The 26,297-nt window shown below is 57.2% G+C and carries 31 protein-coding genes; 18 read left to right on the plus strand and 13 right to left on the minus strand.

Annotated features, from left to right (window positions below; genetic code table 11):
* Window position 1: 1 nt before the first annotated feature.
* Complete coding sequence (gene yqgB, locus ACERY3_RS21690; RefSeq protein ID WP_127341063.1) at window positions 2–133, minus strand: acid stress response protein YqgB; 132 nt, start codon at window positions 131–133, stop codon at window positions 2–4.
* A gap of 663 nt (window positions 134–796) precedes the next feature.
* Between yqgB and metK the strand changes: the two genes are divergently transcribed.
* The 8 genes from metK to ruvX all read left to right on the plus strand — a co-directional run bounded on the left by metK (window position 797) and on the right by ruvX (window position 7,880).
* Window positions 797–1,951 (plus strand): methionine adenosyltransferase, encoded by a 1,155-nt coding sequence (metK, locus tag ACERY3_RS21695; protein WP_010435443.1) that lies wholly within the window; start codon window positions 797–799, stop codon window positions 1,949–1,951.
* Between the two features lie 359 nt (window positions 1,952–2,310).
* Window positions 2,311–3,708: a galactose/proton symporter gene (gene galP, locus ACERY3_RS21700; RefSeq protein ID WP_023309123.1), complete on the plus strand. Its 1,398-nt coding sequence runs from the start codon at window positions 2,311–2,313 to the stop codon at window positions 3,706–3,708.
* 58 nt (window positions 3,709–3,766) lie between these two features.
* Complete coding sequence (locus ACERY3_RS21705; RefSeq protein ID WP_033146604.1) at window positions 3,767–4,264, plus strand: SprT family zinc-dependent metalloprotease; 498 nt, start codon at window positions 3,767–3,769, stop codon at window positions 4,262–4,264.
* Between the two features lie 94 nt (window positions 4,265–4,358).
* Entirely contained in the window at window positions 4,359–5,066 is a 708-nt protein-coding gene (endA, locus tag ACERY3_RS21710) for a deoxyribonuclease I (RefSeq protein ID WP_182931176.1), read from the plus strand.
* A 51-nt stretch (window positions 5,067–5,117) separates the two neighbouring features.
* Window positions 5,118–5,849, plus strand: coding sequence for a 16S rRNA (uracil(1498)-N(3))-methyltransferase (gene rsmE / locus ACERY3_RS21715; protein WP_023309126.1), 732 nt, complete (start codon window positions 5,118–5,120; stop codon window positions 5,847–5,849).
* A gap of 19 nt (window positions 5,850–5,868) precedes the next feature.
* Window positions 5,869–6,816 carry a glutathione synthase gene (gene gshB, locus ACERY3_RS21720; protein WP_029739222.1) on the plus strand — a complete coding sequence of 316 codons (948 nt, stop codon included), beginning with the start codon at window positions 5,869–5,871 and terminating at the stop codon, window positions 6,814–6,816.
* A gap of 87 nt (window positions 6,817–6,903) precedes the next feature.
* Window positions 6,904–7,464, plus strand: a complete 561-nt coding sequence (locus ACERY3_RS21725) for a YqgE/AlgH family protein (protein ID WP_008499752.1) — start codon at window positions 6,904–6,906, stop codon at window positions 7,462–7,464.
* Window positions 7,464–7,880 carry a Holliday junction resolvase RuvX gene (ruvX, locus tag ACERY3_RS21730; RefSeq protein ID WP_058841909.1) on the plus strand — a complete coding sequence of 139 codons (417 nt, stop codon included), beginning with the start codon at window positions 7,464–7,466 and terminating at the stop codon, window positions 7,878–7,880. Before ACERY3_RS21725 ends, ruvX begins: the two co-directional genes overlap by 1 nt.
* 10 nt (window positions 7,881–7,890) lie before the next feature.
* Here ruvX and ACERY3_RS21735 read toward each other — a convergent pair whose 3' ends face one another.
* Window positions 7,891–8,871 carry a type IV pilus twitching motility protein PilT gene (locus tag ACERY3_RS21735; protein ID WP_058841910.1) on the minus strand — a complete coding sequence of 327 codons (981 nt, stop codon included), beginning with the start codon at window positions 8,869–8,871 and terminating at the stop codon, window positions 7,891–7,893.
* A gap of 17 nt (window positions 8,872–8,888) precedes the next feature.
* Between ACERY3_RS21735 and ACERY3_RS21740 the strand changes: the two genes are divergently transcribed.
* The 6 genes from ACERY3_RS21740 to ACERY3_RS21765 all read left to right on the plus strand — a co-directional run bounded on the left by ACERY3_RS21740 (window position 8,889) and on the right by ACERY3_RS21765 (window position 12,629).
* Window positions 8,889–9,590, plus strand: a complete 702-nt coding sequence (locus ACERY3_RS21740; RefSeq protein WP_058841911.1) for a YggS family pyridoxal phosphate-dependent enzyme — start codon at window positions 8,889–8,891, stop codon at window positions 9,588–9,590.
* A 21-nt stretch (window positions 9,591–9,611) separates the two neighbouring features.
* The gene (locus tag ACERY3_RS21745) at window positions 9,612–10,178 is read left to right on the plus strand and encodes a YggT family protein (protein ID WP_023309130.1); all 567 of its coding nucleotides are present in this window, start codon (window positions 9,612–9,614) and stop codon (window positions 10,176–10,178) included.
* On the plus strand, window positions 10,175–10,471 hold the full coding sequence (gene yggU / locus ACERY3_RS21750; RefSeq protein ID WP_023309131.1) for a DUF167 family protein YggU: 297 nt from the start codon (window positions 10,175–10,177) through the stop codon (window positions 10,469–10,471). The genes ACERY3_RS21745 and yggU overlap by 4 nt, the downstream gene beginning before the upstream one ends.
* Window positions 10,472–10,474: 3 nt before the next feature.
* A complete protein-coding gene (locus tag ACERY3_RS21755; protein ID WP_045403921.1) occupies window positions 10,475–11,068 on the plus strand; it encodes an XTP/dITP diphosphatase in 594 nt (197 codons plus the stop codon).
* Window positions 11,061–12,203: a radical SAM family heme chaperone HemW gene (gene hemW, locus ACERY3_RS21760; protein WP_033146610.1), complete on the plus strand. Its 1,143-nt coding sequence runs from the start codon at window positions 11,061–11,063 to the stop codon at window positions 12,201–12,203. The genes ACERY3_RS21755 and hemW overlap by 8 nt, the downstream gene beginning before the upstream one ends.
* Before the next feature lie 63 nt (window positions 12,204–12,266).
* Entirely contained in the window at window positions 12,267–12,629 is a 363-nt protein-coding gene (locus tag ACERY3_RS21765) for an endonuclease domain-containing protein (RefSeq protein ID WP_072210869.1), read from the plus strand.
* A gap of 61 nt (window positions 12,630–12,690) precedes the next feature.
* Here the strand turns inward: ACERY3_RS21765 and ACERY3_RS21770 are convergent, their stop codons facing one another.
* From ACERY3_RS21770 to trmB, 3 genes are read right to left on the minus strand one after another with little or no spacing between them, the layout of a single operon-like run.
* Window positions 12,691–13,407 (minus strand): DUF2884 domain-containing protein, encoded by a 717-nt coding sequence (locus ACERY3_RS21770; RefSeq protein WP_058841913.1) that lies wholly within the window; start codon window positions 13,405–13,407, stop codon window positions 12,691–12,693.
* A 56-nt stretch (window positions 13,408–13,463) separates the two neighbouring features.
* Window positions 13,464–13,790 (minus strand): YggL family protein, encoded by a 327-nt coding sequence (locus ACERY3_RS21775; protein WP_014885198.1) that lies wholly within the window; start codon window positions 13,788–13,790, stop codon window positions 13,464–13,466.
* On the minus strand, window positions 13,790–14,509 hold the full coding sequence (trmB, locus tag ACERY3_RS21780; RefSeq protein ID WP_029739764.1) for a tRNA (guanosine(46)-N7)-methyltransferase TrmB: 720 nt from the start codon (window positions 14,507–14,509) through the stop codon (window positions 13,790–13,792). The genes ACERY3_RS21775 and trmB overlap by 1 nt, the downstream gene beginning before the upstream one ends.
* 144 nt (window positions 14,510–14,653) lie before the next feature.
* Between trmB and mutY the strand changes: the two genes are divergently transcribed.
* From mutY to ACERY3_RS21800, 4 genes are all read left to right on the plus strand, one after another.
* Entirely contained in the window at window positions 14,654–15,706 is a 1,053-nt protein-coding gene (gene mutY, locus ACERY3_RS21785; RefSeq protein WP_176662570.1) for an A/G-specific adenine glycosylase, read from the plus strand.
* 26 nt (window positions 15,707–15,732) lie between these two features.
* Complete coding sequence (locus tag ACERY3_RS21790; RefSeq protein WP_023309138.1) at window positions 15,733–16,005, plus strand: oxidative damage protection protein; 273 nt, start codon at window positions 15,733–15,735, stop codon at window positions 16,003–16,005.
* Window positions 16,006–16,061: 56 nt separating this feature from the next.
* Window positions 16,062–17,138 (plus strand): membrane-bound lytic murein transglycosylase MltC, encoded by a 1,077-nt coding sequence (mltC, locus tag ACERY3_RS21795; protein WP_033146615.1) that lies wholly within the window; start codon window positions 16,062–16,064, stop codon window positions 17,136–17,138.
* A 272-nt stretch (window positions 17,139–17,410) separates the two neighbouring features.
* The gene (locus ACERY3_RS21800; RefSeq protein ID WP_029740744.1) at window positions 17,411–18,667 is read left to right on the plus strand and encodes a nucleoside permease; all 1,257 of its coding nucleotides are present in this window, start codon (window positions 17,411–17,413) and stop codon (window positions 18,665–18,667) included.
* A gap of 79 nt (window positions 18,668–18,746) precedes the next feature.
* Here the strand turns inward: ACERY3_RS21800 and citG are convergent, their stop codons facing one another.
* From citG to ACERY3_RS21840, 8 genes are read right to left on the minus strand one after another with little or no spacing between them, the layout of a single operon-like run.
* Complete coding sequence (citG, locus tag ACERY3_RS21805; protein ID WP_048979378.1) at window positions 18,747–19,550, minus strand: triphosphoribosyl-dephospho-CoA synthase CitG; 804 nt, start codon at window positions 19,548–19,550, stop codon at window positions 18,747–18,749.
* Window positions 19,528–20,067 (minus strand): citrate lyase holo-[acyl-carrier protein] synthase, encoded by a 540-nt coding sequence (citX, locus tag ACERY3_RS21810; protein WP_047060414.1) that lies wholly within the window; start codon window positions 20,065–20,067, stop codon window positions 19,528–19,530. The genes citG and citX overlap by 23 nt, the downstream gene beginning before the upstream one ends.
* Window positions 20,068–20,069: 2 nt before the next feature.
* Entirely contained in the window at window positions 20,070–21,587 is a 1,518-nt protein-coding gene (gene citF, locus ACERY3_RS21815) for a citrate lyase subunit alpha (protein ID WP_373226481.1), read from the minus strand.
* A 10-nt stretch (window positions 21,588–21,597) separates the two neighbouring features.
* Window positions 21,598–22,473 (minus strand): citrate (pro-3S)-lyase subunit beta, encoded by an 876-nt coding sequence (gene citE / locus ACERY3_RS21820; protein WP_232938713.1) that lies wholly within the window; start codon window positions 22,471–22,473, stop codon window positions 21,598–21,600.
* Window positions 22,470–22,763: a citrate lyase acyl carrier protein gene (citD, locus tag ACERY3_RS21825; protein WP_096150635.1), complete on the minus strand. Its 294-nt coding sequence runs from the start codon at window positions 22,761–22,763 to the stop codon at window positions 22,470–22,472. Before citD ends, citE begins: the two co-directional genes overlap by 4 nt.
* 16 nt (window positions 22,764–22,779) lie before the next feature.
* Window positions 22,780–23,802 carry a [citrate (pro-3S)-lyase] ligase gene (gene citC / locus ACERY3_RS21830; RefSeq protein ID WP_047650161.1) on the minus strand — a complete coding sequence of 341 codons (1,023 nt, stop codon included), beginning with the start codon at window positions 23,800–23,802 and terminating at the stop codon, window positions 22,780–22,782.
* A gap of 10 nt (window positions 23,803–23,812) precedes the next feature.
* A complete protein-coding gene (locus ACERY3_RS21835; protein ID WP_047060409.1) occupies window positions 23,813–24,676 on the minus strand; it encodes a fumarylacetoacetate hydrolase family protein in 864 nt (287 codons plus the stop codon).
* Window positions 24,677–24,693: 17 nt separating this feature from the next.
* Window positions 24,694–26,055 (minus strand): 2-hydroxycarboxylate transporter family protein, encoded by a 1,362-nt coding sequence (locus tag ACERY3_RS21840; protein ID WP_033146621.1) that lies wholly within the window; start codon window positions 26,053–26,055, stop codon window positions 24,694–24,696.
* Window positions 26,056–26,297: the final 242 nt, after the last annotated feature.

Consider the following 26,297-nt stretch of genomic DNA (forward strand, 5'->3'; position numbering starts at 1 on the left):
CTCAACTCTTTGTAATAAGTGTAAAACAGTTGACTACTATCGCAGCGTTATACGGCGATAACAACCCATAAACGGCTCCGTTTCCCAGCAGAGTATGCTGAAAACCAGACCGTGCGACCGGTTTCTTATTCATATCATTGTAAAACACGTATCCGAACTCTGTATGACAAGGTTCGGCGAAACCACGAGAAAACTCTTGTATTAACAAGAGCGCCCTTGTTCAGTTTTCACAAAGCGTGACCGGCCCTGGAATCCTGAGAAGCGCCGAGATGGGTATAACATCGGCAGGTTTGCAGACTAGAAATGCGGGTTGCGGGAATCAAATACGCGCCAGAACGGCTGCGCTGAATGTGCGGAAAACGATGGTTCATTATCTCGTATCACCTCCACGGCCGCCTCTGCTGAAACGGACCACAAGCCAAAGCTAAAAGTTCACTGCTTAACCCGGCTGGAAGTGGCGACACGATGAGTTCATCGAGCGCTTATTTTATATGAGCCGCGCGCCGCGTTTTATACCGAGAACAGGGGTAAAAAGCAAAAGATAAATGTGCGTGTTGCCGGGGCCGTCAGGAATTATTGCCAGCAGCAATTTCAACTGAGTGAGAGGTTAGTCAAAAAAAACTGGAAATCGGGCGAAGAAGTGACCTAAAATAGCCGTCCAGATGTTAATCCATCTATACTGATTAACACTCATACTGCCAGTGTCAAAAACCTGCAGGCCTTGGTAGAATTATCTCCTTTGGCTATTCCGCACAGCAGCTTGAGCTAACCAAATTCCTCTTAGGTGAAATAAAACATGGCAAAACACCTGTTTACGTCCGAGTCCGTATCAGAAGGACATCCTGATAAAATTGCTGACCAAATCTCCGATGCGGTGCTGGATGCGATCCTGGCGCAGGATCCTAAAGCGCGCGTAGCGTGCGAAACCTATGTCAAAACCGGCATGGTTCTGGTTGGCGGTGAGATCACCACCAGCGCATGGGTTGATATCGAAGAGATCACCCGTAACACGGTGCGTGAGATCGGCTATGTGCATTCTGATATGGGCTTTGATGCCAACTCCTGCGCGGTTCTGAGCGCGATTGGCAAACAGTCTCCAGACATCAACCAGGGCGTTGACCGTGCCGATCCGCTGGAACAGGGCGCGGGCGACCAGGGCCTGATGTTCGGCTATGCAACCAACGAAACCGACGTGCTGATGCCAGCACCGGTCACCTACGCACACCGTCTGGTGCAGCGTCAGGCTGAAGTGCGTAAAAACGGCACCCTGCCGTGGCTGCGCCCGGATGCGAAAAGCCAGGTCACCTTCCAGTATGACGACGGCAAAATCGTTGGGATTGACGCGGTAGTGCTTTCTACCCAGCATTCCGAAGATATCGATCAGAAATCCCTGCAGGAAGCAGTGATGGAAGAGATCATCAAGCCGGTTCTGCCGACCGAATGGCTGAGCTCTGCGACCAAATTCTTCATCAACCCAACCGGACGCTTCGTTATCGGCGGCCCAATGGGTGACTGCGGTCTGACCGGTCGTAAAATCATCGTTGATACCTACGGCGGCATGGCGCGTCACGGTGGCGGTGCGTTCTCTGGTAAAGATCCGTCTAAAGTTGACCGTTCTGCGGCGTACGCGGCGCGTTATGTGGCGAAAAACATCGTTGCAGCCGGCCTGGCTGACCGCTGTGAGATCCAGGTTTCCTACGCGATCGGCGTAGCTGAGCCAACCTCCATCATGGTTGAAACCTTCGGTACCGAGAAAGTGCCTTCAGAACAGCTGACGCTGCTGGTGCGCGAGTTCTTCGACCTGCGTCCATACGGCCTGATTCAGATGCTGGATCTGCTGCACCCGATCTACAAAGAAACCGCGGCATACGGTCACTTTGGTCGTGAACATTTCCCATGGGAAAAAACCGATAAAGCCGCCCTGCTGCGTGAAGCTGCCGGTCTGAAGTAATCGACTGACAGCTGCGTGATAAAAGGCCAGCCTTCGGGCTGGCCTTTTTTTGTTGGTGGCGCCGCAAAGGTGCACATATGGTACCGATTACACCGCACCGGACGAGTCTCGCTTTCAGAATATTCTCTTTGCATGATCACCTTTCTTCTGCTGTTACATCGCCTTTCAGTTAAGTCTGAAATGTGTTCTTTCGCGATGCATATCACCTCGTTTACCTCTATATTTTCAAAGCTTTAATTATTTTTACGGTTGCGCGTTAGTGTAACCGATTACACCAATGTGATTAATCTCACATATTTTTACGGGTCACTCACCTACCCTTTACATCAATAAAACTGATAACCCAACTGGAGGGCATAATGCCTGACAATAAAAAACAGGGGCGTACGTCCAACAAGGCGATGACATTCTTCGTCTGTTTCCTCGCCGCCCTGGCAGGATTACTTTTTGGCCTGGATATCGGCGTGATTGCCGGTGCATTACCTTTCATCACTGACGAGTTCCAGATCAGCGCTCACACCCAGGAGTGGGTGGTCAGCTCCATGATGTTTGGCGCCGCCGTCGGTGCCGTCGGCAGCGGCTGGCTCTCCTTCAAGCTCGGGCGTAAAAAGAGCCTGATGATCGGCGCGATCCTGTTCGTTGCCGGTTCACTCTTCTCTGCCGCTGCGCCTAACGTTGAGGTCCTGCTGGTTTCCCGCGTGCTGCTCGGCCTGGCCGTGGGCGTGGCGTCCTATACCGCCCCGCTTTACCTGTCTGAAATCGCGCCGGAGAAAATCCGCGGCAGTATGATTTCGATGTACCAGCTCATGATCACCATCGGTATTTTGGGCGCGTACCTTTCCGATACCGCGTTTAGCTACAGCGGCGCATGGCGCTGGATGCTCGGCGTGATCATCATCCCGGCCATTCTGCTGCTGATTGGCGTCTTTTTCCTGCCGGACAGCCCGCGCTGGTTCGCCGCGAAACGCCGATTCCACGATGCCGAACGCGTGCTGATGCGCCTGCGCGACACCAGCGCAGAAGCGAAAAACGAGCTGGAAGAGATCCGCGAAAGCCTGAAGGTCAAACAGTCCGGCTGGGCGCTGTTTAAAGAGAACAGCAACTTCCGCCGCGCGGTGTTCCTCGGCGTGCTGCTTCAGGTGATGCAGCAGTTCACCGGGATGAACGTCATCATGTATTACGCGCCAAAAATCTTTGAGCTGGCGGGCTATACCAACACCACCGAACAAATGTGGGGGACCGTCATCGTGGGTCTGACCAACGTGCTGGCGACCTTTATCGCCATCGGTCTGGTGGACCGCTGGGGACGTAAGCCAACCCTGACGCTGGGCTTCCTGGTGATGGCTGCCGGTATGGGTGTCCTCGGTACCATGATGCATGTGGGCATTCACTCACCAACTGCTCAATACTTTGCCGTCGGCATGCTGCTGATGTTTATCGTCGGGTTTGCGATGAGCGCCGGCCCGCTGATTTGGGTGCTGTGCTCTGAGATCCAGCCGCTGAAAGGGCGTGATTTTGGTATCACCTGCTCTACCGCAACCAACTGGATTGCCAACATGATCGTCGGCGCAACGTTCCTGACCATGCTCAATACCCTGGGCAACGCGAACACTTTCTGGGTCTACGCTGGTCTGAACATCTTCTTTATTGTGCTGACTATCTGGCTGGTTCCAGAAACCAAACACGTTTCTCTGGAACATATTGAACGTAACCTGATGAAAGGTCGTCCGCTGCGCGAAATCGGCGCCCACGACTGATCCTCATGCGGGAGGCGCCTCTTGCGCCTCCCCGCTTCGCGCTTTATGCTCTGCCCCTATGAAAGCACCCCGTCTCCCCATTGCCGTTCAGCAAGCCGTTATGCGCAGCCTGCGGGAAAAACTCGCCCAGGCGAACCTGAAGCTCGGCCGTAATTACCCTGAACCTAAGATCGTATATCAGCAGCGCGGAACCGCAGCGGGCACCGCCTGGCTCGAGCCCTATGAGATCCGCCTTAACCCGGTGCTGATGATGGAAAACCAGCAGGCGTTTATCGAGGAAGTGGTACCGCACGAGCTGGCGCATCTGCTGGTGTGGAAACACTTCGGACGCGTCGCGCCCCACGGCAAGGAGTGGAAGTGGATGATGGAAGCGGTGCTCGGCGTTCCGGCACGCCGTACCCATCAGTTCGAGCTGGAATCGGTGCGCCGCAATACCTTCCCCTACCGCTGCCAGTGTCAGCAGCACCAGCTTACCGTCCGCCGCCATAATCGCGTGGTGCGCGGCGAGGCGACCTACCGCTGCGTCAAATGCGGCGAGCCGCTGGTTGCGGAATAATCATCTGAACTTTCAGGAACTTTCCTGATCTGACTGATTGCATACGGGAACAACATTCGTTACGTTGCGGGCTCGTTTTGACACGGAGTGTAAGATGTCCCGTAATTTTTCTCTCGCGGTCGCCTTTCTGACGACGGCGCTCTCAGGCCATGCTCTGGCCGACGGTATCAACAGTTTTTCCCAGGCCAAGGCAGCAGGCGTGAAGGTGAACGCCGATGTGCCGGGCGATTTCTACTGCGGCTGTAAAATTAACTGGCAGGGTAAAAAAGGGGTCGTTGACCTTGAGTCCTGCGGCTATAAGGTGCGTAAAAACGAAAACCGCGCCAGCCGCATTGAATGGGAACATGTCGTTCCGGCCTGGCAGTTTGGCCACCAGCGCCAGTGCTGGCAGGATGGCGGACGTAAAAACTGCGCCAAAGATCCGGTTTATCGCCAGATAGAAAGCGATATGCATAACCTGCAGCCTGCCGTTGGTGAAGTGAACGGCGACCGGGGTAATTTCATGTACAGCCAGTGGAACGGTGGTGAAGGCCAGTACGGCCAGTGCGGTATGAAGGTTGATTTTAAAGAGAAAGTCGCCGAGCCCCCTGCGCGCGCGCGCGGCAGCATTGCCCGCACCTACTTCTATATGCGCGACCGTTACGACCTCAACCTCTCCCGCCAGCAGACGCAACTGTTCAACGCCTGGGACAAGCAGTACCCGGTGACGGAGTGGGAATGCCAGCGCGACGAACGTATCGCCAGAGTCCAGGGGAATCACAACCCTTACGTCCAGCGGGCTTGCCAGGCGCAAAAGAGCTAACCTACACTACGGCAATTCGCTTATATCGCATGACACATGGAATTTCTGACTATGCGCATTCCCCGCATTTACCATCCTGAACTGATTACCGCAGGCCGCGAAATCGCCCTGTCTGATGACGCCGCCAACCACGTTGGCCGCGTGCTGCGCATGGGCGCAGGTCAGGCAATACAGCTGTTCGACGGCTCGAACCAGGTTTTCGACGCGGAAATCACGCGGTCCGATAAAAAAAGCGTACACGTTAACGTCCTGCGTGGCGAAGTGGATGACCGGGAATCACCGCTGCACATCCATCTGGGCCAGGTGATGTCGCGCGGCGAGAAAATGGAGTTCACCATACAGAAATCCATTGAACTGGGTGTAAGCCTCATTACGCCACTTTTTTCTGAACGCTGTGGCGTTAAACTGGATGCGGAACGTCTGAACAAAAAGATCCAGCAGTGGCAGAAAATTGCCATTGCGGCTTGCGAACAGAGTGGCCGCAACCGTATTCCGGAGATCCGCCCGGCGATGGATCTGGAGGACTGGTGTGCAGAAGAGGAGAGCGGGCTGAAGCTCAATCTTCATCCGCGCGCCAGCGCCAGCATCAATACGCTGCCTCTGCCCGTTGAGCGCGTACGCCTGCTGATTGGCCCCGAAGGCGGCCTGTCGGCGGATGAAATTGCGATGACGGCACGTTACCAGTTTACTGATATTCTGTTGGGACCTCGCGTTCTGCGCACTGAGACAACGGCACTCACGGCCATTACCGCGCTACAGGTACGGTTTGGCGATCTGGGTTGAAGCATTAACGGAGAAGAACATGATCAAGCTCGGCATCGTGATGGACCCCATCGCAAACATTAACATCAAGAAAGATTCCAGCTTCGCCATGCTGCTGGAAGCGCAGCGTCGCGGCTATGAACTCCACTATATGGAGATGAACGATCTTTACCTGATCAACGGTGAAGCCCGCGCGCGCACCCGCATCGTTAACGTCGAGCAGAACTACGACAAATGGTACGAGTTCGGCACCGAGCAGGATATTGCCCTGGCCGATCTCAACGTCATCCTGATGCGTAAAGATCCGCCGTTCGACACCGAATATATCTACAGCACCTACATCCTTGAGCGTGCAGAAGAGAAAGGCACGCTGATCGTCAACAAGCCGCAGAGCCTGCGCGACTGCAACGAGAAGCTCTACACCGCCTGGTTCTCTGACCTGACGCCGGAAACCCTGGTGACCCGCAGCAAAGCGCAGCTCAAAGAATTCTGGCAGAAGCACGGCGATATCATCATGAAGCCGCTGGACGGCATGGGCGGCGCGTCGATTTTCCGCGTGAAAGAGAGCGACCCGAACATTGGCGTGATTGCCGAAACGCTGACCGAACTGGGTACGCGCTACTGCATGGCGCAAAACTATATTCCGGCGATCAAAGACGGCGATAAGCGCGTTCTGGTTGTGGATGGCGAACCGGTTCCTTACTGCCTGGCGCGTATCCCGCAGGGTGGCGAAACTCGTGGGAACCTGGCAGCCGGTGGCCGCGGTGAGCCGCGCCCGCTGACCGAAAGCGACTGGGAAATTGCCCGCCGCGTTGGCCCGACGCTGAAAGCCAAAGGCCTGATCTTCGTTGGCCTGGATATCATCGGCGATCGTCTGACCGAAGTGAACGTCACCAGCCCGACCTGCATTCGTGAAATTGAAGCGGAATTCCCGATTTCGATCACCGGAATGCTGATGGACGCTATCGAAAAACGTTTACAGAAATAACCTAACAATACTATTAGTGACAGCGCCTGTGTTTGTCCCCATACTGGGCGCTGTCGCTTTTTAAACCAGGAAACAGTACCTCTGACAATGAATTTACAGCATCACTTTCTTATTGCCATGCCTGCTCTCCAGGACCCGATTTTTCGCCGCGCCGTGGTTTATATTTGTGAATACAATGAAGACGGCGCGATGGGTATTATCATCAATAAACCACTGGAAAATCTTCAGGTTGAAGGAATTCTGGACAAGCTGAAAATACCGGCTGAAGCGCGACTGCCGGAAATCCGGCTTGATAAACCGGTGATGCTGGGTGGACCTCTTGCAGAAGATCGCGGCTTTATCCTGCATACGCCGCCGGTATTCTCTTCCAGTATTCGAATTTCGGATAACACCGTCATCACGACCTCGCGCGACGTGCTTGAAACGCTGGGCACCGCTGAGCAGCCTTCTGAAGTGCTGGTGGCGTTGGGCTATTCGTCGTGGGAGAAAGGCCAGCTTGAGCAAGAGATCCTCGATAACGCCTGGCTTACGGCGCCTGCGGACATGAATATCCTGTTTAAAACTCCGATCGCCGATCGCTGGCGTGACGCGGCGAAGCTGATTGGCATTGATATCCTGACCATGCCCGGCGTAGCGGGGCACGCCTGATGAGCGGAACGCTTCTGGCCTTCGATTTTGGTACTAAAAGCATTGGCGTCGCCGTGGGTCAGCGCATCACCGGTACCGCGCGTCCGCTTACGGCCCTGAAGGCCAACGACGGCACGCCAGACTGGAATCTTATCGAGCGTCTGCTCAAAGAGTGGCAGCCGGATGACGTGATTGTTGGGCTCCCGCTGAACATGGACGGCACAGAACAGCCGCTTACCGCCCGGGCGCGTAAGTTCGCCAATAAAATCCATGGCCGCTTTGGCGTCTCCGTGAAGCTTCACGACGAGCGTCTCAGCACCGTCGAAGCGCGTGCGGGCCTGTTTGAGCTCGGCGGCTTCCGGGCGCTCAACAAAGGCAGCGTGGACTCCGCTTCAGCAGTAATCATCCTCGAAAGCTATTTCGAACAGGGCTTTTAAACCCAGGGGCCTACAGCCGCCCCTGCGCCCGTCTCTCCGCCAGGCTCTGGTCAAAGTTCTGCATTCCTGCCTGCTGACCGGTTTGAATGATGCCGGGCAGTTGCCACGTTTTCCCTTCACGAATCAGATTCGCCGCCGCCGCTGTGTTCACCAGCAGTTCATACAACGCGACGCGCCCGCCCTGTAGATCGGGAAGCAGCCTCTGCGCCAGCACCGCCCGCAGGCTGCCGGCCAGCTGGCTACGCACCGGATCTTTCTCCTGCGCCGGAAACGTATCGACCAGCCGCTCAATCGCCTGCGATGCCCCGCGCGTATGCAGCGTCGCCAGCACCAGATGGCCGGTTTCCGCCGCCGTCAGCGCCAGGCGGATCGTTTCGCTGTCGCGCAGCTCCCCCAGCAAAATAACGTCCGGATCCTGGCGTAAGGCGCTGCGCAGCGCTTCGGCAAATGACGGGCTGTGCTGACCTATCTCCCGCTGCTGGATCAGGCAACGTTCGCTCTGGTAGATAAACTCCACCGGATCTTCAAGCGTGAGGATATGGCCATCAGCATGGTGGTTTAGAAAATCGACCATCGCCGCCAGCGTAGTGGATTTGCCGCTGCCGGTCGCCCCCGTGACCAGAATCAGCCCGGCGTCATTGGATAACAGTTCCGGGATTGCCCGCGGCGCGCCCAGCGAAGAGAGTTGCGGACAGCTACGCGGCAACAGCCGCAGCGTCACAGAAACACCTCTCATCTGCTTAAAGGCACTGCCGCGCAGGCGCTGGCCTCCCGTTACCGTTGCGGCAAAATCCACCTGCCCCTTTGCCCACCATGTTCCCTGCTGCTCATCGTTAAGCCACGCTTTTAATAACGCCCCAACGTCGGGAGGCTGAAAGGGAGCGGGTTCAAGCCGGCCTAATCTGCGCCAGCGCGGTGGCGAATCACTGCACAGGTGTAGATCGGAGACGTTATGCTTTACACTAAGGGCCACAATTTCTTCCACATCCATAGACTACTCCTCGGAAAATGAACGACATTGCGCATAACCTGGCACAGGTCCGGGACAAAATCTCAGCCGCCGCAGCGCGTTGCGGCCGTGCTTCAGAAGAAATTACGCTGCTTGCAGTCAGCAAAACCAAGCCTGCGAGCGCCATCGCAGAAGCTATTGATGCAGGCCAGCGGGCGTTTGGTGAAAACTACGTGCAGGAAGGCGTGGATAAAATTCGCTACTTCCAGGAACAGGGAAATACGGATCTGCAGTGGCACTTTATTGGCCCCCTGCAGTCGAACAAAAGCCGTCTGGTGGCAGAGCACTTCGACTGGTGCCACACCATCGACCGCCTGCGTATTGCTACCCGTCTGAATGACCAGCGTCCGGCAGAAATGCCGGCACTCAACGTGCTTATTCAGGTCAACATCAGCGACGAAAACAGCAAGTCCGGCATTGCGCTGAGCGAGCTGGAGGCGCTGGCCACCGAGGTGGCCGAACTGCCGCGCTTGACCCTGCGCGGGCTGATGGCCATTCCTGCGCCTGAGTCAAGTTATGAAAGGCAGTTTGCCGTGGCACAGCAAATGGCTGTAGCATTTGAGGCGCTTAAAGCGCGCTATAACACGGTAGACACGCTTTCACTGGGCATGTCGGATGATATGGAAGCCGCCATCGCGGCAGGCAGCACTATGGTGCGCATCGGCACGGCAATTTTCGGTGCGCGCGACTACTCAAAATAATAAGGAAACCTGAGGAACGCCATGAAGACGTTGACTTTCCTGCTCTCAACAGTGCTTGAGCTGTATACGATGGCGCTTTTGCTGCGCGTCTGGATGCAGTGGGCCCGCTGTGATTTTTACAATCCGTTCTCGCAGTTTGTCGTGAAAATCACGCAACCTGTTGTCGGACCGCTGCGCCGCATTATCCCGGCAATGGGTCCCATCGACAGTTCGTCTCTGCTGGTGGCGTTTATTCTGAGCGTTATCAAAGCGATCGTGCTGTTTATGGTCATCACCTTCCAGCCGATTATCTGGATTGCTGCGGTCCTGATTTTAATCAAAACCATCGGCCTGCTGATTTTCTGGGTGCTGCTGGTCATGGCCATCATGAGCTGGGTAAGCCAGGGCCGTAGCCCGGTAGAATATGCGCTGATCCAACTGGCCGAGCCGCTGCTGCGCCCGATTCGCAACCTGCTGCCTTCGATGGGCGGTATTGATTTCTCGCCGATGATCCTGGTTCTGCTGCTGTACGTGGTTAATATGGGGATCGCTGAGCTGTTACAGTCCACGGGCGATATGCTGCTGCCGGGGCTGTGGATGGCGCTATGAGTGCCGTAAGCACCTGCGCTGACGGGCTGGTTTTGCGGCTGTATATTCAGCCAAAAGCCAGCCGTGACGGTATTGTTGGGCTGCATGGCGACGAGTTAAAGGTCGCCATCACCGCCCCGCCGGTTGACGGCCAGGCGAACGCGCATCTGACCAAATATCTGGCAAAACAGTTTCGCGTCGCCAAAAGCCAGGTCATCATTGAAAAAGGTGAACTTGGGCGACATAAACAGGTAAAAATCCTTAATCCGCAATCTATCCCGACGGAAGTCGCGGCTCTGAAAGAACAGGACTAAACCATGCAGAAAGTTGTTCTCGCGACCGGCAACGCCGGTAAAGTGCGCGAGCTGGCCTCGCTATTAAATGATTTTGGGCTGGACGTGGTCGCCCAGACCGATCTTGGCGTGGAGTCCGCCGAAGAGACGGGGCTGACGTTTATCGAAAACGCGATCCTGAAAGCGCGCCACGCCGCGCAGATTACCGGCCTGCCCGCGATTGCCGACGACTCCGGCCTGGCCGTGGATTTTCTCGGCGGTGCGCCGGGGATTTACTCTGCGCGCTATTCCGGCGTTGACGCCACCGACCAGCAGAATCTGGAAAAGCTGCTTGTCGCCCTGAAAGACGTACCGGACGAACAGCGCACCGCGCAGTTCCACTGCGTGCTGGTCTATATGCGCCACGCGGAAGACCCGACGCCGATTGTCTGCCACGGCAGCTGGCCGGGCGTGATTACCCATGAAGCAGCTGGCAACGGCGGCTTTGGCTACGACCCGATTTTCTTTGTCCCGACCGAGGGCAAAACCGCTGCGGAACTGACCCGCGAAGAGAAAAGCGCGATTTCCCACCGTGGACGCGCGCTGAAACTGTTACTGGAAGCACTGCGTAATGGCTAATTTGCCGCCTCTGAGTCTGTATATTCACATCCCGTGGTGCGTGCAGAAATGCCCGTACTGCGATTTCAACTCGCACGCGCTGAAGGGCGAAGTGCCGCACGATGACTACGTTGCGCATCTGCTGGCCGACCTGGACGCCGATGTCGCTTACGCACAGGGACGTGAAGTTAAGACCATTTTTATTGGTGGCGGTACGCCGAGCCTGCTGTCCGGCCCGGCAATGCAGACGCTGCTGGACGGCGTGCGTGCGCGCCTGAACCTGGCGGCAGATGCTGAAATTACGATGGAAGCCAACCCCGGCACCGTTGAGGCCGACCGTTTTGTCGACTATCAGCGCGCGGGCGTGAACCGCATCTCCATCGGCGTGCAGAGCTTTAGCGAGCCGAAGCTGAAACGTCTGGGGCGCATTCACGGCCCGGAAGAGGCAAAGCGCGCGGCACACCTGGCAACGGGGCTTAACCTTCGCAGCTTTAACCTGGATTTGATGCACGGCCTGCCGGATCAGTCGCTGGAAGAGGCGCTGAACGACCTGCGCCAGGCGATCGAACTGAACCCGCCGCACCTGTCGTGGTATCAGCTCACCATCGAGCCAAACACGCTGTTCGGTTCCCGCCCGCCGGTGCTGCCGGACGACGACGCGCTGTGGGATATCTTCGAGCAGGGTCACAGGCTGCTAACCGCTGCGGGCTATCAGCAGTATGAAACGTCCGCGTACGCGAAGCCGGGCTACCAGTGCCAGCACAACCTGAACTACTGGCGCTTTGGCGACTATCTGGGGATTGGCTGCGGCGCGCACGGCAAGGTGACCTTCCCGGACGGGCGCATTCTGCGCACCGCCAAAACCCGCCATCCGCGCGGATACATGGAAGGCCGCTACCTGGAACGCCAGCACGACGTTGAGGCGGCGGATAAACCGTTTGAGTTCTTCATGAACCGCTTCCGTCTGCTGGAAGCCGCGCCGCGCGCGGAATTTACGCGTTACACCGGGCTGCCGGAGTCGGTGATTCGCCCGCAGATCGACGAGGCGCTGGCGCAGGGGTATCTCACCGAGAGTGAGGAATACTGGCAGATCACCGAGCACGGCAAGCTGTTCTTAAACTCTCTTCTTGAGCTGTTCCTCGCCGAAGAATCCTGAAGGCTTGTTCAGGATTTTGCATCCCGTTCTGCCAGCTGAGGGAAAGGCTGGCAGAGTGTGGGGATGGAAATTACTCGTTCTTATGCAAAACAGCTCAGACGTGAGCTGACAAAAGAAGAAAGGCGGCTTTGGTATCTACTGCGCAGCCGCCGTTTCGAAAATTATAAATTTCGTCGACAACATCCTGTAGATCACTACATTCTGGATTTCGCCTGCTGCGCGGCTCATCTGGCTGTTGAGCTGGATGGTGGGCAACATGATGAAAAGCAGGAATACGATCTTCAAAGAACGTGCTGGCTTAACGAGAAAGGCTGGCATGTCATTCGATTCTGGAACAACGAACTCTGGAATAACGAAGAGGCGGTGTTAGAAAAGATCCTTGAAATACTGCAAATGCTGCAACCCTCACCCCGGCCCTCTCCCTGAAAGGGAGAGGGAGCAAACCATCCCCTCGCCCCTTTGGGGAGAGGGTTAGGGTGAGGGGAAATTACTTAAGCGTCCCCACCAGCGCCTTCCGGCTATCTTCCAGCGACACCACGCGTTTACACACGTCTTTGCCGAACTGCTGGAAATCATCTTCCTGGTTCTTCCACTCGTTCTGAATGGAGGTCTGCAAGCCGCCCAGGCTGCCCAGCACGCCCTGCAGCGGATTACCGCCGCCCTTCAGCACGGCTTTGGCGCCCATCTCGTTGATGCTGTCCTGCAGGATGCCGCCCATCGCCTGGTTCACCAGCTGCTGCCCGTCAGCACGGACCTGATCGATCGCCTTGTAATGGAACGTCAGGCCGTCGGAGCGCGTCTCGATAATGCGGTTCATCTGCTCTTTAAGCTGCTTGTCCAGCTTCGTCAGGCGGGTGCGCATGTTGCTGCTCTCACCCACTTCTTTAGTAATGATCTTATCCAGCGCGACGCGGCTTTTCTCAACGCGGGTCAGCGCGCCGTCGTTAATCCACGGCAGTGCGGTACGCAGCTCAGCCTGGTAATCCTTCGCCTGCTCGCGCTGCGCGGCAGTCAGGTTTTGCGGCTTGCCGTTAAACGTCACGTTACCATCCGGCGTAATCACCAGATTGCCGTTCTCGCCTTTGACCTGCACGGTTTGCGGGCTTAACACCACGTCATCACGCGGGGTGACGCTACATTGATAATCCGCATGGGCGGTGAATCCGGTTGCCATCAAAGCAACAGCCAGCAACGTTTTGCGCATCTTAAACACTCCCTCAGACAAAATGGGCCAGCTAATGCTGGCCCCTTACTGCTTTATTAGTCCCACCAAACGTCGAAAAGTTCGCTGACGCGGACATCTTCGAGCTTATGGTCTTCAAGCCATTTACGTACCAGGGCCTGATGTTCTTCGGTGCATTTACCCACTTCCTGGGTGCAGATCAGACCTTCCCAGGCCAGGTAGCCGCTACCGTCGAAGGCCAGCTTGTTTGGCTCAATCACGTCATTGATGAACGCATCCACGTCCTGATCGATCTGTTCTACACTGGTGCCTTCCGGGAAACGCCAAGCAACGGAGAAGCCCACTTCCTGGAATTCTTCGATGTGCATCTTTTTACGCAGACGACGGCTACGATTCTTTGCCATTATTTCACCCTCTCGAACATTAAGTCCCATACACCGTGACCAAGACGATGGCCACGCTGTTCAAATTTCGTTACCGGACGCGATTCCGGACGCGGTACATAATCGTTACTCTCAGACTGGTTTTTATACCCGTCCAGCGACGACATCACTTCCAGCATATGTTCCGCATACGGTTCCCAGTCGGTCGCCATATGGAAGACACCGCCCAGCTTCAGCTTACTTTTCACCAGCTCGGCAAACGGCGCCTGAACGATACGGCGTTTATTATGACGTGCTTTGTGCCACGGGTCAGGGAAAAAGAGCTGAACCATGGTTAAAGAATTGTCAGGAATCATTTTATGCAGCACCTCCACCGCGTCGTGACACATCACGCGCAGGTTCTCAACGCCCTCTTCATGGGCCGTTGCCAGGCATGCACCCACGCCCGGGGAGTGGACTTCGATACCGAGGAAGTTCTGCTCCGGTCGCGCTTTCGCCATGGTCACCAGCGAGGTGCCCATACCAAACCCGATCTCCAGCGTGACGGGTGCTTCGCGGCCGAACAGTTCGGTAAAGTCCAGAGGCTGCTCGCTGAACTCAACGCCCATCACCGGCCAGTAGTTGTCCAGCGCATGTTGCTGCCCTTTTGTCAGGCGGCCCTGACGGCGGACAAAGCTGCGAATACGGCGCAGCGGGCGACCGTTTTCATCAAATTCCGGTGAAATGACGTCGTTTTTCATAAAAGAGTTGTCTGCTTGTGAGAATGTTCGGGAAACGGGCATTATCCAAAGTTAAGGCTTCTATGCAAGCATGGGAAAGATCCGGTTTACAGCAGATTGACGCTGTGCTGCAATCTGCGTCCCTGATTATGCGAATCGATGACCATGCAAGCCTCTCAATTTTCAGCCCAGGTGCTGGACTGGTACGACAAATACGGGCGTAAAACCCTGCCCTGGCAAATTGAAAAAACGCCTTACAAAGTATGGCTCTCCGAGGTGATGTTGCAACAAACGCAGGTCGCCACGGTGATCCCTTACTTCGAGCGTTTTATGGCGCGCTTCCCGACGGTGACCGATCTGGCCAACGCGCCGCTGGACGAGGTTCTTCATCTGTGGACCGGTCTTGGCTATTACGCCCGGGCGCGTAACCTTCACAAGGCCGCACAGCAGGTTGCGACGCGCCATAACGGGACATTCCCGGAAACCTTCGACGAGGTGGCCGATCTCCCCGGCGTCGGACGTTCAACCGCAGGCGCCATTCTCTCCCTGTCTTTAGGCAAGCATTTCCCGATCCTCGACGGCAACGTGAAGCGCGTGCTGGCACGCTGCTATGCCGTCGACGGCTGGCCGGGGAAGAAGGACGTCGAAAAACGCCTTTGGGAAATAAGTGAAGCGGTCACCCCGGCCAACGGCGTCGAGCGTTTCAACCAGGCGATGATGGATCTCGGCGCGCTGGTCTGCACGCGCTCAAAACCAAAATGCGAACTCTGCCCGGTGAATAATCTCTGCGTGGCGTATGCCAACCATTCGTGGGCGCAATATCCGGGTAAGAAACCCAAACAGACGCTGCCGGAGCGCACCGGCTATATGCTGCTGATGCAGCACGGCGACGAGGTCTTCCTCGCCCAGCGTCCACCGAGCGGTCTGTGGGGTGGTCTATACTGCTTCCCACAGTTTGAAGATGAAGATTTGCTGCGTGAATGGCTTAAACAGCGCGGGATTGCTGCCGATAACCTGACGCAGCTGACCGCGTTTCGCCATACGTTCAGCCATTTCCACCTGGATATTGTACCCATGTGGCTTCCCGTGTCGTCATTTGCCTCGTGCATGGATGAAGGCACCGCTCTCTGGTATAACTTAGCGCAACCGCCATCAGTCGGACTGGCGGCTCCCGTGGAGCGCCTGTTACAGCAATTACGTGCCGGTGCAATGGTTTAGCATCGACAAGAAAAAGAGGAATGAGTATGGCCAGAACGATTTTTTGTACTTTCCTGCAGCGTGACGCTGAAGGCCAGGATTTCCAGCTTTATCCGGGCGACCTGGGTAAACGCATCTACAATGAAATCTCCAAAGAAGCCTGGGGACAGTGGCAGAAAAAGCAGACCATGCTGATTAACGAGAAAAAACTCAGCATGATGAACCCGGAACACCGCAAGCTGCTGGAGCAGGAGATGGTGAGCTTCCTGTTCGAAGGTAAAGACGTGCACATCGAAGGCTATACGCCACCGGAAAAATAACGGCGTGCGGGGGAAACCCCGCCGTTAAAGCAAACACAACACGCACTCCCGGAATGATGAAAAAACTTTTAGCGCTAGCCCTTGTTGCGCCGTTGCTTGTCTCGTGTTCGTCAAAAAAAGGCGAAGATTACAACGAAGCCTGGATCAAGGACACCAACGGTTTTGACATTTTGATGGGGCAGTTTGCCCACAACATCGAGAACATATGGGGATTTAACGAAGTTCTTATTGCCGGACCTAAGGACTACGTTAAGTACACCGACGCCTATCAGACCCGTAGCCACATCAACTTTGATGAGGGTACGATCACGATTGAGACCATTGCAGGCACCGACCCTGCGGCACGACTGCGTCAGGCGATCGTCAAAACCCTGCTGATGGGTGACGATCCTGGCTCTATCGATCTCTACTCCGATGCCGACGATATCACTATCTCGAAAGAGCCGTTCCTGTACGGTCAGGTCGTCGATCAGACCGGTCAGCCGATCCGCTGGGAAGGTCGCGCCACGAAATTTGCCGACTACCTGCTGCAGACGCGCCTGAAAAGCCGCTCTAACGGCCTGAAGATTATCTACAGCGTCACCATCAACCTCGTCCCGAACCACCTCGACAAGCGTGCGCATAAGTACATTGGGATGGTGCGTCAGGCCTCGCGCAAGTACGGCGTGGATGAGTCGCTGATTCTGGCGATTATGCAGACCGAATCCTCGTTTAACCCATACGCGGTGAGCCGTTCCGACGCCCTGGGGCTGATGCAGGTAGTGCAGCACAGCGCCGGTAAAGACGTCTTCCGCGCGCAGGGGAAATCCGGCACGCCGAGCCGCAGCTATCTGTTCGATCCGCAGAGCAACATTGATACCGGCACCGCCTACCTGGCGATGCTGAACAATGTGTACCTGGGCGGAATTGATAACCCAACGTCGCGCCGCTATGCGGTGATCACCGCCTATAACGGCGGCGCGGGCAGCGTGCTGCGCGTCTTCTCGAATGACAAAGTGCAGGCCGCGAACATCATCAACAGCATGGCGCCGGGGGATGTCTACTCTACCCTCACCACTCGTCACCCGTCTGCGGAATCCCGTCGCTATCTGTATAAGGTGAATACGGCGCAGAAGAACTATCGTCGCCGGTGATCGGCACACCTTCTCCCCTGTGGGAGAAGGTGTTCTGTTTCCCCTCTCCCTGTGGGAGAGGGTCAGGGTGAGGGCATCAGGCCGCACCTATCCAACCCTACCCATACGAAAATGTTATTTGCATCACAATCCAAACTGCAAATTAATGTGGATTGCATTTTTTTGCGGGAGGTAACAAAACATATTGTTGCCAACTGATAGAATTGCATCAAATAACAACCCTGAATGTTCCCAAAACAACATATCTCCCGCTCACTTGTGAGGAAAGTAACATGAACCTTAAGCTGCAGCTTAAAATATTGTCGTTTCTGCAGTTCTGCCTGTGGGGTAGCTGGCTGACCACACTCGGCTCCTATATGTTTGTGACGCTCAAGTTCGATGGTGCGTCAATCGGTGCCGTATACAGCTCGCTCGGTATTGCGGCTGTCTTCATGCCAACGCTACTGGGCATCGTGGCGGATAAATGGTTGAGTGCGAAATGGCTGTACATGCTTTGCCATCTGGTGGGCGCGGGGACGCTGTTTATGGCAGCCCAGGTGACCACGCCGGGGGCGATGTTCATGGTGATCCTGCTTAACTCGCTGGCCTATATGCCAACGCTTGGCCTGATCAACACCATCTCCTACTACCGCCTGAAATCCGCGGATTTGGATATCGTGACCGATTTCCCGCCAATCCGTATCTGGGGTACCATCGGCTTTATCATGGCGATGTGGGGCGTGAGCTTCGCAGGCTTCGAACTGAGCCATATGCAGCTCTATATCGGTGCGGCGCTTTCCGTGGTGCTGGCGATCTTCACCCTGACGCTGCCAACCATTCCGGTTTCTAACCAGCAGAAAAACCAGAGCTGGAGCACCATGCTCGGCCTGGACGCGTTCGCGCTGTTTAAAAACAAACGCATGGCGATCTTCTTTATCTTCTCCATGCTGCTGGGCGCAGAGCTGCAGATCACCAACATGTTCGGCAACACCTTCCTGCACAGCTTCGATAACAACCCGCTGTTCTCCGGCAGCTTTATCGTTGAACATGCGTCGGTGATGATGTCCATCTCTCAGATCTCTGAGACGCTGTTCATCCTGACCATCCCGTTCTTCCTGAGCCGCTACGGCATCAAAAACGTCATGCTGATCAGTATCGCGGCATGGATGCTGCGCTTCGGCCTGTTCGCCTACGGTGACCCGAGCGCGTTTGGTACCGTGCTGCTTGTGCTGTCGATGATCGTTTACGGCTGCGCCTTCGACTTCTTCAACATCTCTGGTTCGGTGTTTGTGGAAAAAGAGGTGAAGCCTGAAATCCGCGCCAGCGCGCAGGGTATGTTCCTGATGATGACCAACGGCTTCGGCTGTATTTTGGGCGGAGTGGTAAGCGGTAAAGTGGTTGAGATGTACACCACCAACGGCATTACCAACTGGCAGCCTGTGTGGCTGATCTTCGCGGCATACTCTCTGGTGCTGTTCTTCGCGTTCATCGCGCTGTTCAAGTACAAGCACGTGCGCGAGCCGCACGGTGCGCAGCCGATAGCGCATTGATTGTTGTGCCCGGTGGCGCTGCGCTTACCGGGCCTACAAAACCAGACCGTAGGCCGGGTAAGGCGAAGCCGCCACCCGGCTATTTTATTGCAGAGAGCACCCACCCCACTGACAGTAAATCCGCGCTGCCGCCCGGGCTCAGATTGCGTTCAATCAATGCCTTATCCATCTTAAGCAGCGCCTCGCGATCCCAGCCACTCGCCAGTAATTCCCGCGCGTATCCCTGAACGTAGCGTAGCCCTTCAATGCCGCCGCGTGAGACGAGATTACTGTCCTGATTAACCGCCATCAGGCGCAACAGCAGACCGTGAAGCGACAGTCCGCTCCACTGCGCCAGCGCCTTACGCGCCGTCGCAAAGCCGCTTTCCGCCTCTCCGCGCGCGCCGGTTAAGCCGTACAGCTGAAACTGCCGCTCGCCCGCCGTCGCCTGTCCGCTGCGCGCGGCCAGTTCCCGCGACACCAGCCCGCTGCAGATGTTACTCACCTCACAACAGAGGCTATCTGCGGAGATATTTTTCACACGTCCGGCAGCGAAGCACAGTAAACCCAGGGCAAAAATCCCGCCCTTGTGGGTGTTCACTCCGTTCGTCGCGGCGTACATCGCCTGCTCGCAGGCCATCCCCATCGGGCGGATAATCCGAAGCTGTGCATCCGCGGATTTATCCGCATGTGCGTTACCGAGTTCGGCAAAGCGCGAAAACCACGGCGTTATCGCCGCAATGCTGCGGACGAACAGCGCGTGGTCCATATCGCGATGGGAACCGTTATTGAGCTTGTCCACCAGCCCCGGCTTGGGCGTCAGCTCCAGCTCCTGCCATAGCGCCGCCTCCGCAAGCGCGGGCACGTCAACCGGGCGCGGTTTAGTCGCGAGCAAACCAGTCATCGATCGTCTTCTCCACGCGGGAAACCACCTGCTCAACGGGGTGATTGCGCGAACGGGAACAGGCATGAGCGGGTTCGTCGCAGATCAGGCAGCGTCTGAGATTCGCCCCCAGCGACTGACGCCCGACGTGGCCGTGCTGAGGGCAGATCACGTCCAGATCCCACAGCCTGCCGAGCGGGTGCGTCTGCTCCAGCTCCGCGCAGTGCGCTTTGATTTCCACCGCCGGATGGGCCACGCACCACAGGGCTTCTGGCCCGGTCGGGAGCCACAGCACCTGACGGTCCAGCACCTGCCAGCGGTTTTCCCACAGCAGCTGGTCGCACATTTGCAGCGCCACGCCCATGGTATTGCGATAGCGCAGGCTGTCTTTGATTTCCCCTGGCGTGACCAGCGTGAGGGAAATCACCGGTTGTTGATAGTGCTCAAGCATGTCAGCCTGGCGCGCTGCGCGGCGCTCTTTCGCCGCCAGCAGTTCGTCCAGGCTGACACCCGCACGCACGGGTGTCGCTATTGTCATAACTACTCCTTTACCTGTCGCACGGTGTCGATCACGCTGCCGTCGCGGTAGCGGATCACCCCGACGATTTTGTCGGTAAATTCAATTGGTTTCGGTACGCCCGTCAGGGAAATCGCCCGCTCGTAAAGCGCGCTGATATCTACAACTTTGAGCCCAGCTTCCAGCAGGCGCTCGCGGATCTCCGGGCGCGCCGGGTTGACCGCAATGCCGTGGTCGGTGACCAGCACGTCGATGCTTTCGCCCGGCGTGAGGCGCGTGGTGACGCGCTTCACTACCGTCGGAATACGGCTACGCAGCAGCGGCGCGACGACGATGGTCAGGTTTGCCGCGGCGGCCACGTCGCAGTGTCCGCCGGACGCGCCGCGCATCACCCCGTCGGAGCCGGTGATAACGTTGACGTTAAAATCGACGTCGATCTCGAGAGCGCTGAGGATCACCACGTCGAGCTGGTCGCAGCTTGCCGCCTTGCTGCCGGGGTTGGCGTAAACGTTGGTGGAGATCTCCACGTGGTTCGGGTTGCGCGCCAGCGAGGCCGCCGCCTGGCCGTCAAAGCACTGGGTATCGAGCAGCTTTTCGATGAGCCCCTTCTCGTGTAAATCCACCAGGCTGCCGGTGATGCCGCCGAGCGCAAAGCGCGCCTTCACGCCGCTGCGCTCCATCTTCTCTTCCATAAAGCGCGTGCAGGCGGTCGCCGCCGCGCCGGAGCCCGTCTGCATCGAGAAGCCCGGTTTGAAGTAGCCGGAGTGTTCAATCACGTCCGCCGCATAGCGGGCGATCATGAGCTCGCGCGGGTTGCTGGTGACGCGCGCCGCGCCGACGCTGATTTTCGCCGGGTCGCCCACGCTTTCAACCTGCACGATGTAGTCCACCTGGTCCTGCACCAGGCTGGCGGGCATATTCGGAAACGGCACCAGTTCTTCAGTCAGCAGCACCACCTTACGGGCAAAGTGCGCGTCCACCATGGCGTAGCCGAGGGACCCGCAGCACGATTTACCGTGCGTGCCGTTGGCGTTGCCAAACTCATCGCTGCACGGCACGCCGAGAAACGCCACGTCAATATTCAGCTCGCCGTCCTGAAGCAGCTTCACGCGCCCGCCGTGGGAGTGGATTTGCACCGGCTCGTCCATCAGCCCGTGGGAGATGGCGTCCGCCAGCCTGCCGCGCATGCCCGAGGTATAAATCCGGGTGATGACGCCGCTTTCGATATGCTCGATCAGCGCGTCGTTGCAGGTCATCAGCGAGCTGGAGGCCAGCGTCAGGTTTTTGAAGCCCATTCGCGAAAGCAGCGCCACGACGGTGTTGATCACCCGGTCGCCTTCGCGAAACGCGTGGTGGAAGGAGATGGTCATCCCGTCCTGGAGGCCGCAACGCTTAACCGCCTCTTCAACAGAGGCGCAGAGCTTGCGGCTGTGCTTCGCGTCGCTGTCCGCCAGCCACGGCGTGGCGCTGTGGGCGGTATCAAAGGGTTTTAAGTCCCGCAGATGGGGAAAATTCACGTGAAGAAGTTCTGTCTGATTCATTATTTTATCCTTACCGACGCACGCCGGAGGCCGCCGCGCGCTCCAGCACCACCTGCGCGTGGTTAATAATCGGTGCATCCACCATTTTGCCGTTGAGCGACACCACGCCCAGGCCGTTACGCTCGCCCTCTTCTGCCGCCTCAATCACCCTTCTGGCGTGATCCACCTCTTCCTGAGTCGGGGCGTAGGCGTTGTGCAGCAGGTCAATCTGGCGCGGGTTAATCAGCGATTTTCCGTTAAAGCCCATCTTGCGGATCAGATCGACCTCGCGCAGGAACCCGGCCTCGTCGTTAACGTCTGACCACACCACGTCGAAGGCGTCGATGCCCGCTGCGCGGGCGGCGTGCAGCACGGCACAGCGGGCGTAGAACAGCTCGGTGCCGTCGCCGCGCTCGGTCTGCATGTCCATCACGTAGTCAAAGGCGGCCAGCGCAATCCCGATGAGGCGCACAGAGCTGCGGGCAATCGCCACGGCGTTGATGACGCCAATGGCCGATTCAATCGCCGCCATCACGCGGGTGGAGCCAACCTCGCGGCCGCACTCCTGTTCGATACGCTCGAGATGGCTTTCCAGCTCGTAGATATCGTCCGGCGTGTCGGTTTTCGGCAGGCGGATCACGTCCACGCCGGCCCGCACGGCGGCTTCCAGATCCAGCAGGCCAAATGGCGTGCTGAGCGGGTTAATACGCACTACGGTTTCGATATCCTGATACATCGGGTGCTGCAGGGCGTGGAACACCAGCATGCGCGCGGTATCCTTCTCGCGCAGGGCGACGGCGTCCTCAAGATCAAACATGATGGAGTCGGGACGGTAGATAAAGGCGGTTGAGAGCATGGCGGCATTGGCGCCCGGCAGGAACAGCATGCTGCGGCGGAGTTTGCTCATTTCAGCGCCCCCCAGTTGATGGCCTGTTCATCGGCGGCACGCATCAGCGCGCTTTGCAGGCGGGCGCGGATCACACAGTCCAGCGCCCCTTTGTCTTCAATAATAATTAATCCCTGGTGCACGTTCATGGCGCGCAATGTGTCGTTGACCACCTGGCGAATTTGCTCGCCAAACTGCTTAATCACTTCACTGTGGATGACTATCTCCAGCTCGTCGTGAGCGGGAGCGATTTTCACCATCAGGTCGCTGGACTCCTGCGTTCCGGCCAGCGCCTCCCTTACAATTTTCATGATAAATTCCTGGTAGTTAAGCGACTTCCGCACTCGCACGGTAATGCGTTTCGAGATGCGCGAAGGTGGAGTCCGGGACAATCTCCCGGATCCGGGAAAACTGCTGTGTCTTCAGTAAGCGGCGCACTTCGGACGCTGAAATAGCGTTGCCGGTGGCCTTGATGCGCGGCATTTCTACCACCTCGATATGCGAGGCCAGCAGGTCGTGCAGCGTCTGGTTGTACTGGCGGGTGATATCGCAGAACGGCTCCGAGCCGATGAAGCGGTGCGTGATGCCGAGCGCCGGGGCGATAAAGTCCCGGAAGATCAGCACATCGATCTCGCTCCACGCCTGCTGCACTTTGCCGGTCTCCTTCAGGAAGTAGGCCGGGAAGGTGGCGCGGGAGATGATGTACTGCGAGCCTTCATGCACTACCACGTTCGGCAGATGCGCCACGCCCGCGCGCACCATCTCGAGGCGCGCGCTGAACGGGAAGAACGAGGCGTCTTCACGCACCACGAACAGATGCAGGGCATCGCACCGCTGCGCCGCCTGCTCCACCAGATGGCGGTGGCCGAGGGTGAACGGATTGGCGTTCATCACTATCGCGCCAACGTTCTCCCCGCACTTGCGCTTCGCGCGCAGGGAACGGCAGTAGCGTTCGATCCCCTGCGGGGTGTTCTCCATCAGCACCGCGTTGTTTCCGCTCTGGGCAATCGGCCAGAAGCCGCTGCGGGCAAAGCGCTCCCGGTTGCACGGACGGGTGCAGAGGAAGAGATGAAAATGGCCGCACTCCAGCGCCGCATTTTCCACCTCTGCCAGCAGCCGCGCGCTGAGGTTCTCGCCGCGAAGCTGCTCGTTAACCGCCACGCATTTGATGACGTTGGCAGCAAGCCCAGCGCAACCCACCAGCTGCGAGCCGGACCAGGCTTCGACAAACAGCGTGATGTCGTTGTCCAGGCCAAGGCCGCTGTCTGCCAGCAGGTAGCGGATCTGGCTTAAGCGTTCCGGGTGTTTCGCCACGACGGTGTGGCGAAAATCGATGGGTTGACTGTTCATGCCGTCTTTCTTAATGTGCTGCCGCAAGCCCGACGGCTGGCGCTTCCACGATCACGTTGCTGAGATGACCGATATGCTCGATCTCCACCTCAATGCGATCCCCTTCTTTCATAAACAGCGGCGGATTGCGCTTTTTACCCACTCCGCCCGGGGATCCGGTGATGATCACATCGCCCGGGCTGAGGCGGGTGAAGGTGCTGATGTACTCGATCAGCTCCGCCACCTTGTGGATCATGCTGCTGGTGTTGTCTTCCTGCACCATGCGGCCGTTCAGCCAGGTGCGGATCGCAAGCTGGTGCGGATCCGGGATCTCATCCGCCGTCGCCATCCACGGCCCAAACGCGCCGGTTTTGCGCCAGTTTTTACCGGCGGTGAACCAGGTGTGCTGCCAGTCGCGGGCGGAGCCGTCCATGTAGCAGCTGTAGCCCGCCACGTGGCGCAGGGCGTCATCGCGGCTGATGTTCTCCCCGCCTTTACCGATGATCACCGCCAGCTCGCCTTCATAGTCGAATTCGCAGGAGTGGCGTGGCTTCAGCACCGGCTCGTTGTGGCCGGTCTGTGAATCCGGGAAGCGGACAAACAGCGTCGGGGCCGGGTTATGCTGGTCAAACTCCTTGCGCTTGTCGGCATAGTTCATGCCCACGCAGAGGATTTTTTCCGGCTGCTCGATCACCGGTAAGAAGGTGATGGCGCTCATCGGCACGTCCACGGCATCGTTCAGGTAACGGGTGGCCTGCGCCAGCCCGTTGCCCTGCAGCAGCGCCTTGAGGTCGCTGTAGCGGTCGCCGAGACGGCGGCCTAAATCAATCACGCCGTCGGCCTGGACGATGCCGTAGCTGCGTTTTCCCTGGTATAAAAAGCTTGCGAGTTTCATTGTTCTTTCCTGAAAACTTAAACGAGGAAGTTGCCCAGAATCAGCAGTGAGACAGAGACGTTAATCGCCCCGCCGATACGGGTAGCAATCTGGGCGAACGGCATCAGGCTCATACGGTTGCCTGCGGTCAGGATCGCCACGTCGCCGGTACCGCCCTGGCCGCTCTGGCAGCAGGAGACGATGGCGACATCAATCGGGTGCATACCAATCTTTTTGCCGACGAAGAAGCCGGTCGCCACCAGTGCGGAAACGGTGCTGACAATCACCAGCAGGTTGCTGACGGTGAACGCCGCCACCAGTTCATGCCACGGGGTGATAGCCACGCCGACGGCGAAGAGGATTGGATAGGTCACGGAGGTCTGGAAGAATTTGTACACCACCTGAGAGCCTTCCAGCAGACGCGGAGAGGCGCCGTTGCAGAGCTTCACCAGGACCGCCATAAACAGCATGCCAACCGGAGCAGGCAGGCCAATCAGCTTGTGGCCGAGCATGCCCAGCATGTAGAGCAGCACCGCCAGCAGCGCGCCAGAGGCGATAGTGGTCACGTCCGCTTTGCCGGAAAACGCAGGCTGAGAGACGGTGGCATCGGCATTCGCGCGGTTAGGCATCAGCTGGCCTTCACCGGTCAGATGCGGGAAGCGTTTACCGAGCTGGTTCAGGCAGCCGGAGATGATGATTGCCGTCAGACCGCCGAGCATTACCATTGGCAGCACGCGGCCGAGCGCCACGCCCTGGTCCATGTGCAGCAGGGTGGCATAGCCGATGGAAAGCGGGATCGCCCCTTCCCCGACGCCGCCCGCCATAATCGGCAGAATGATAAAGAAGAAGATCTGGAACGGCTCAAGACCCAGCGCCAGGCCGACGCCCATTCCCACCAGCATGCCGACAACTTCACCGCACAGCATCGGGAAGAAGATGCGCAGGAAACCCTGAATCAGCACCGTGCGGTTCATGCTCATGATGCTGCCGACGATAATGCAGCAGATGTAGAGATAGAGAATGTTGGTGGATTTGTAGAACTTGGTGGTGGACTCGACCACCACGTCCGGCAGCAGGCCATAGTAAACCAGCGCGGAAGGGATAAAGGTGGCGCAAATCGCCGCCGCGCCGAGCTTGCCGACAATCGGCAGGCGTTTGCCAAACTCGCCGCAGGCAAAGCCGAAGAAGGCCAGCGTTGCCACCATGACCACGATATCGCTCGGCAGTTTTCCGCCCAGGCAATCAATCGCAATCAGCGCGCCCGCCAGAACGAACAGCGGCAGAGGAATAATCCCAACTTTCCAGGTATCCATAATATGCCACCAGCGCTCTTTGAGCGAAGGCCGCTGAATTTCAATCGGGTCGTGGGTAACAGAGAAAGAATCGTCAGTTGTGCTCATAATAAGCCCCTTGGTTATTTTGTGCGTTCAGCTTAGAGTCACAAAGGCTTACTTTATGTGAGGAATGGCATATTAAAAGCGAAGTTTTAATGGCAGCTATGGTTTTAATGGTTTCTTTTATTTAATGTGATTTATACCTTATTTATTGCCGTGGTTTTTATGGTTTCTTTTCCGAATTGAACAAACAAATAACATTTATTCGGGAAGCCCGAAGCACGTTCGCCTTCAGCATAACGCTTTTA

The sequence above is a fragment of the Enterobacter cloacae complex sp. ESBL7 genome (assembly GCF_041679625.1).
GTDB lineage: Bacteria > Pseudomonadota > Gammaproteobacteria > Enterobacterales > Enterobacteriaceae > Enterobacter > Enterobacter asburiae_B.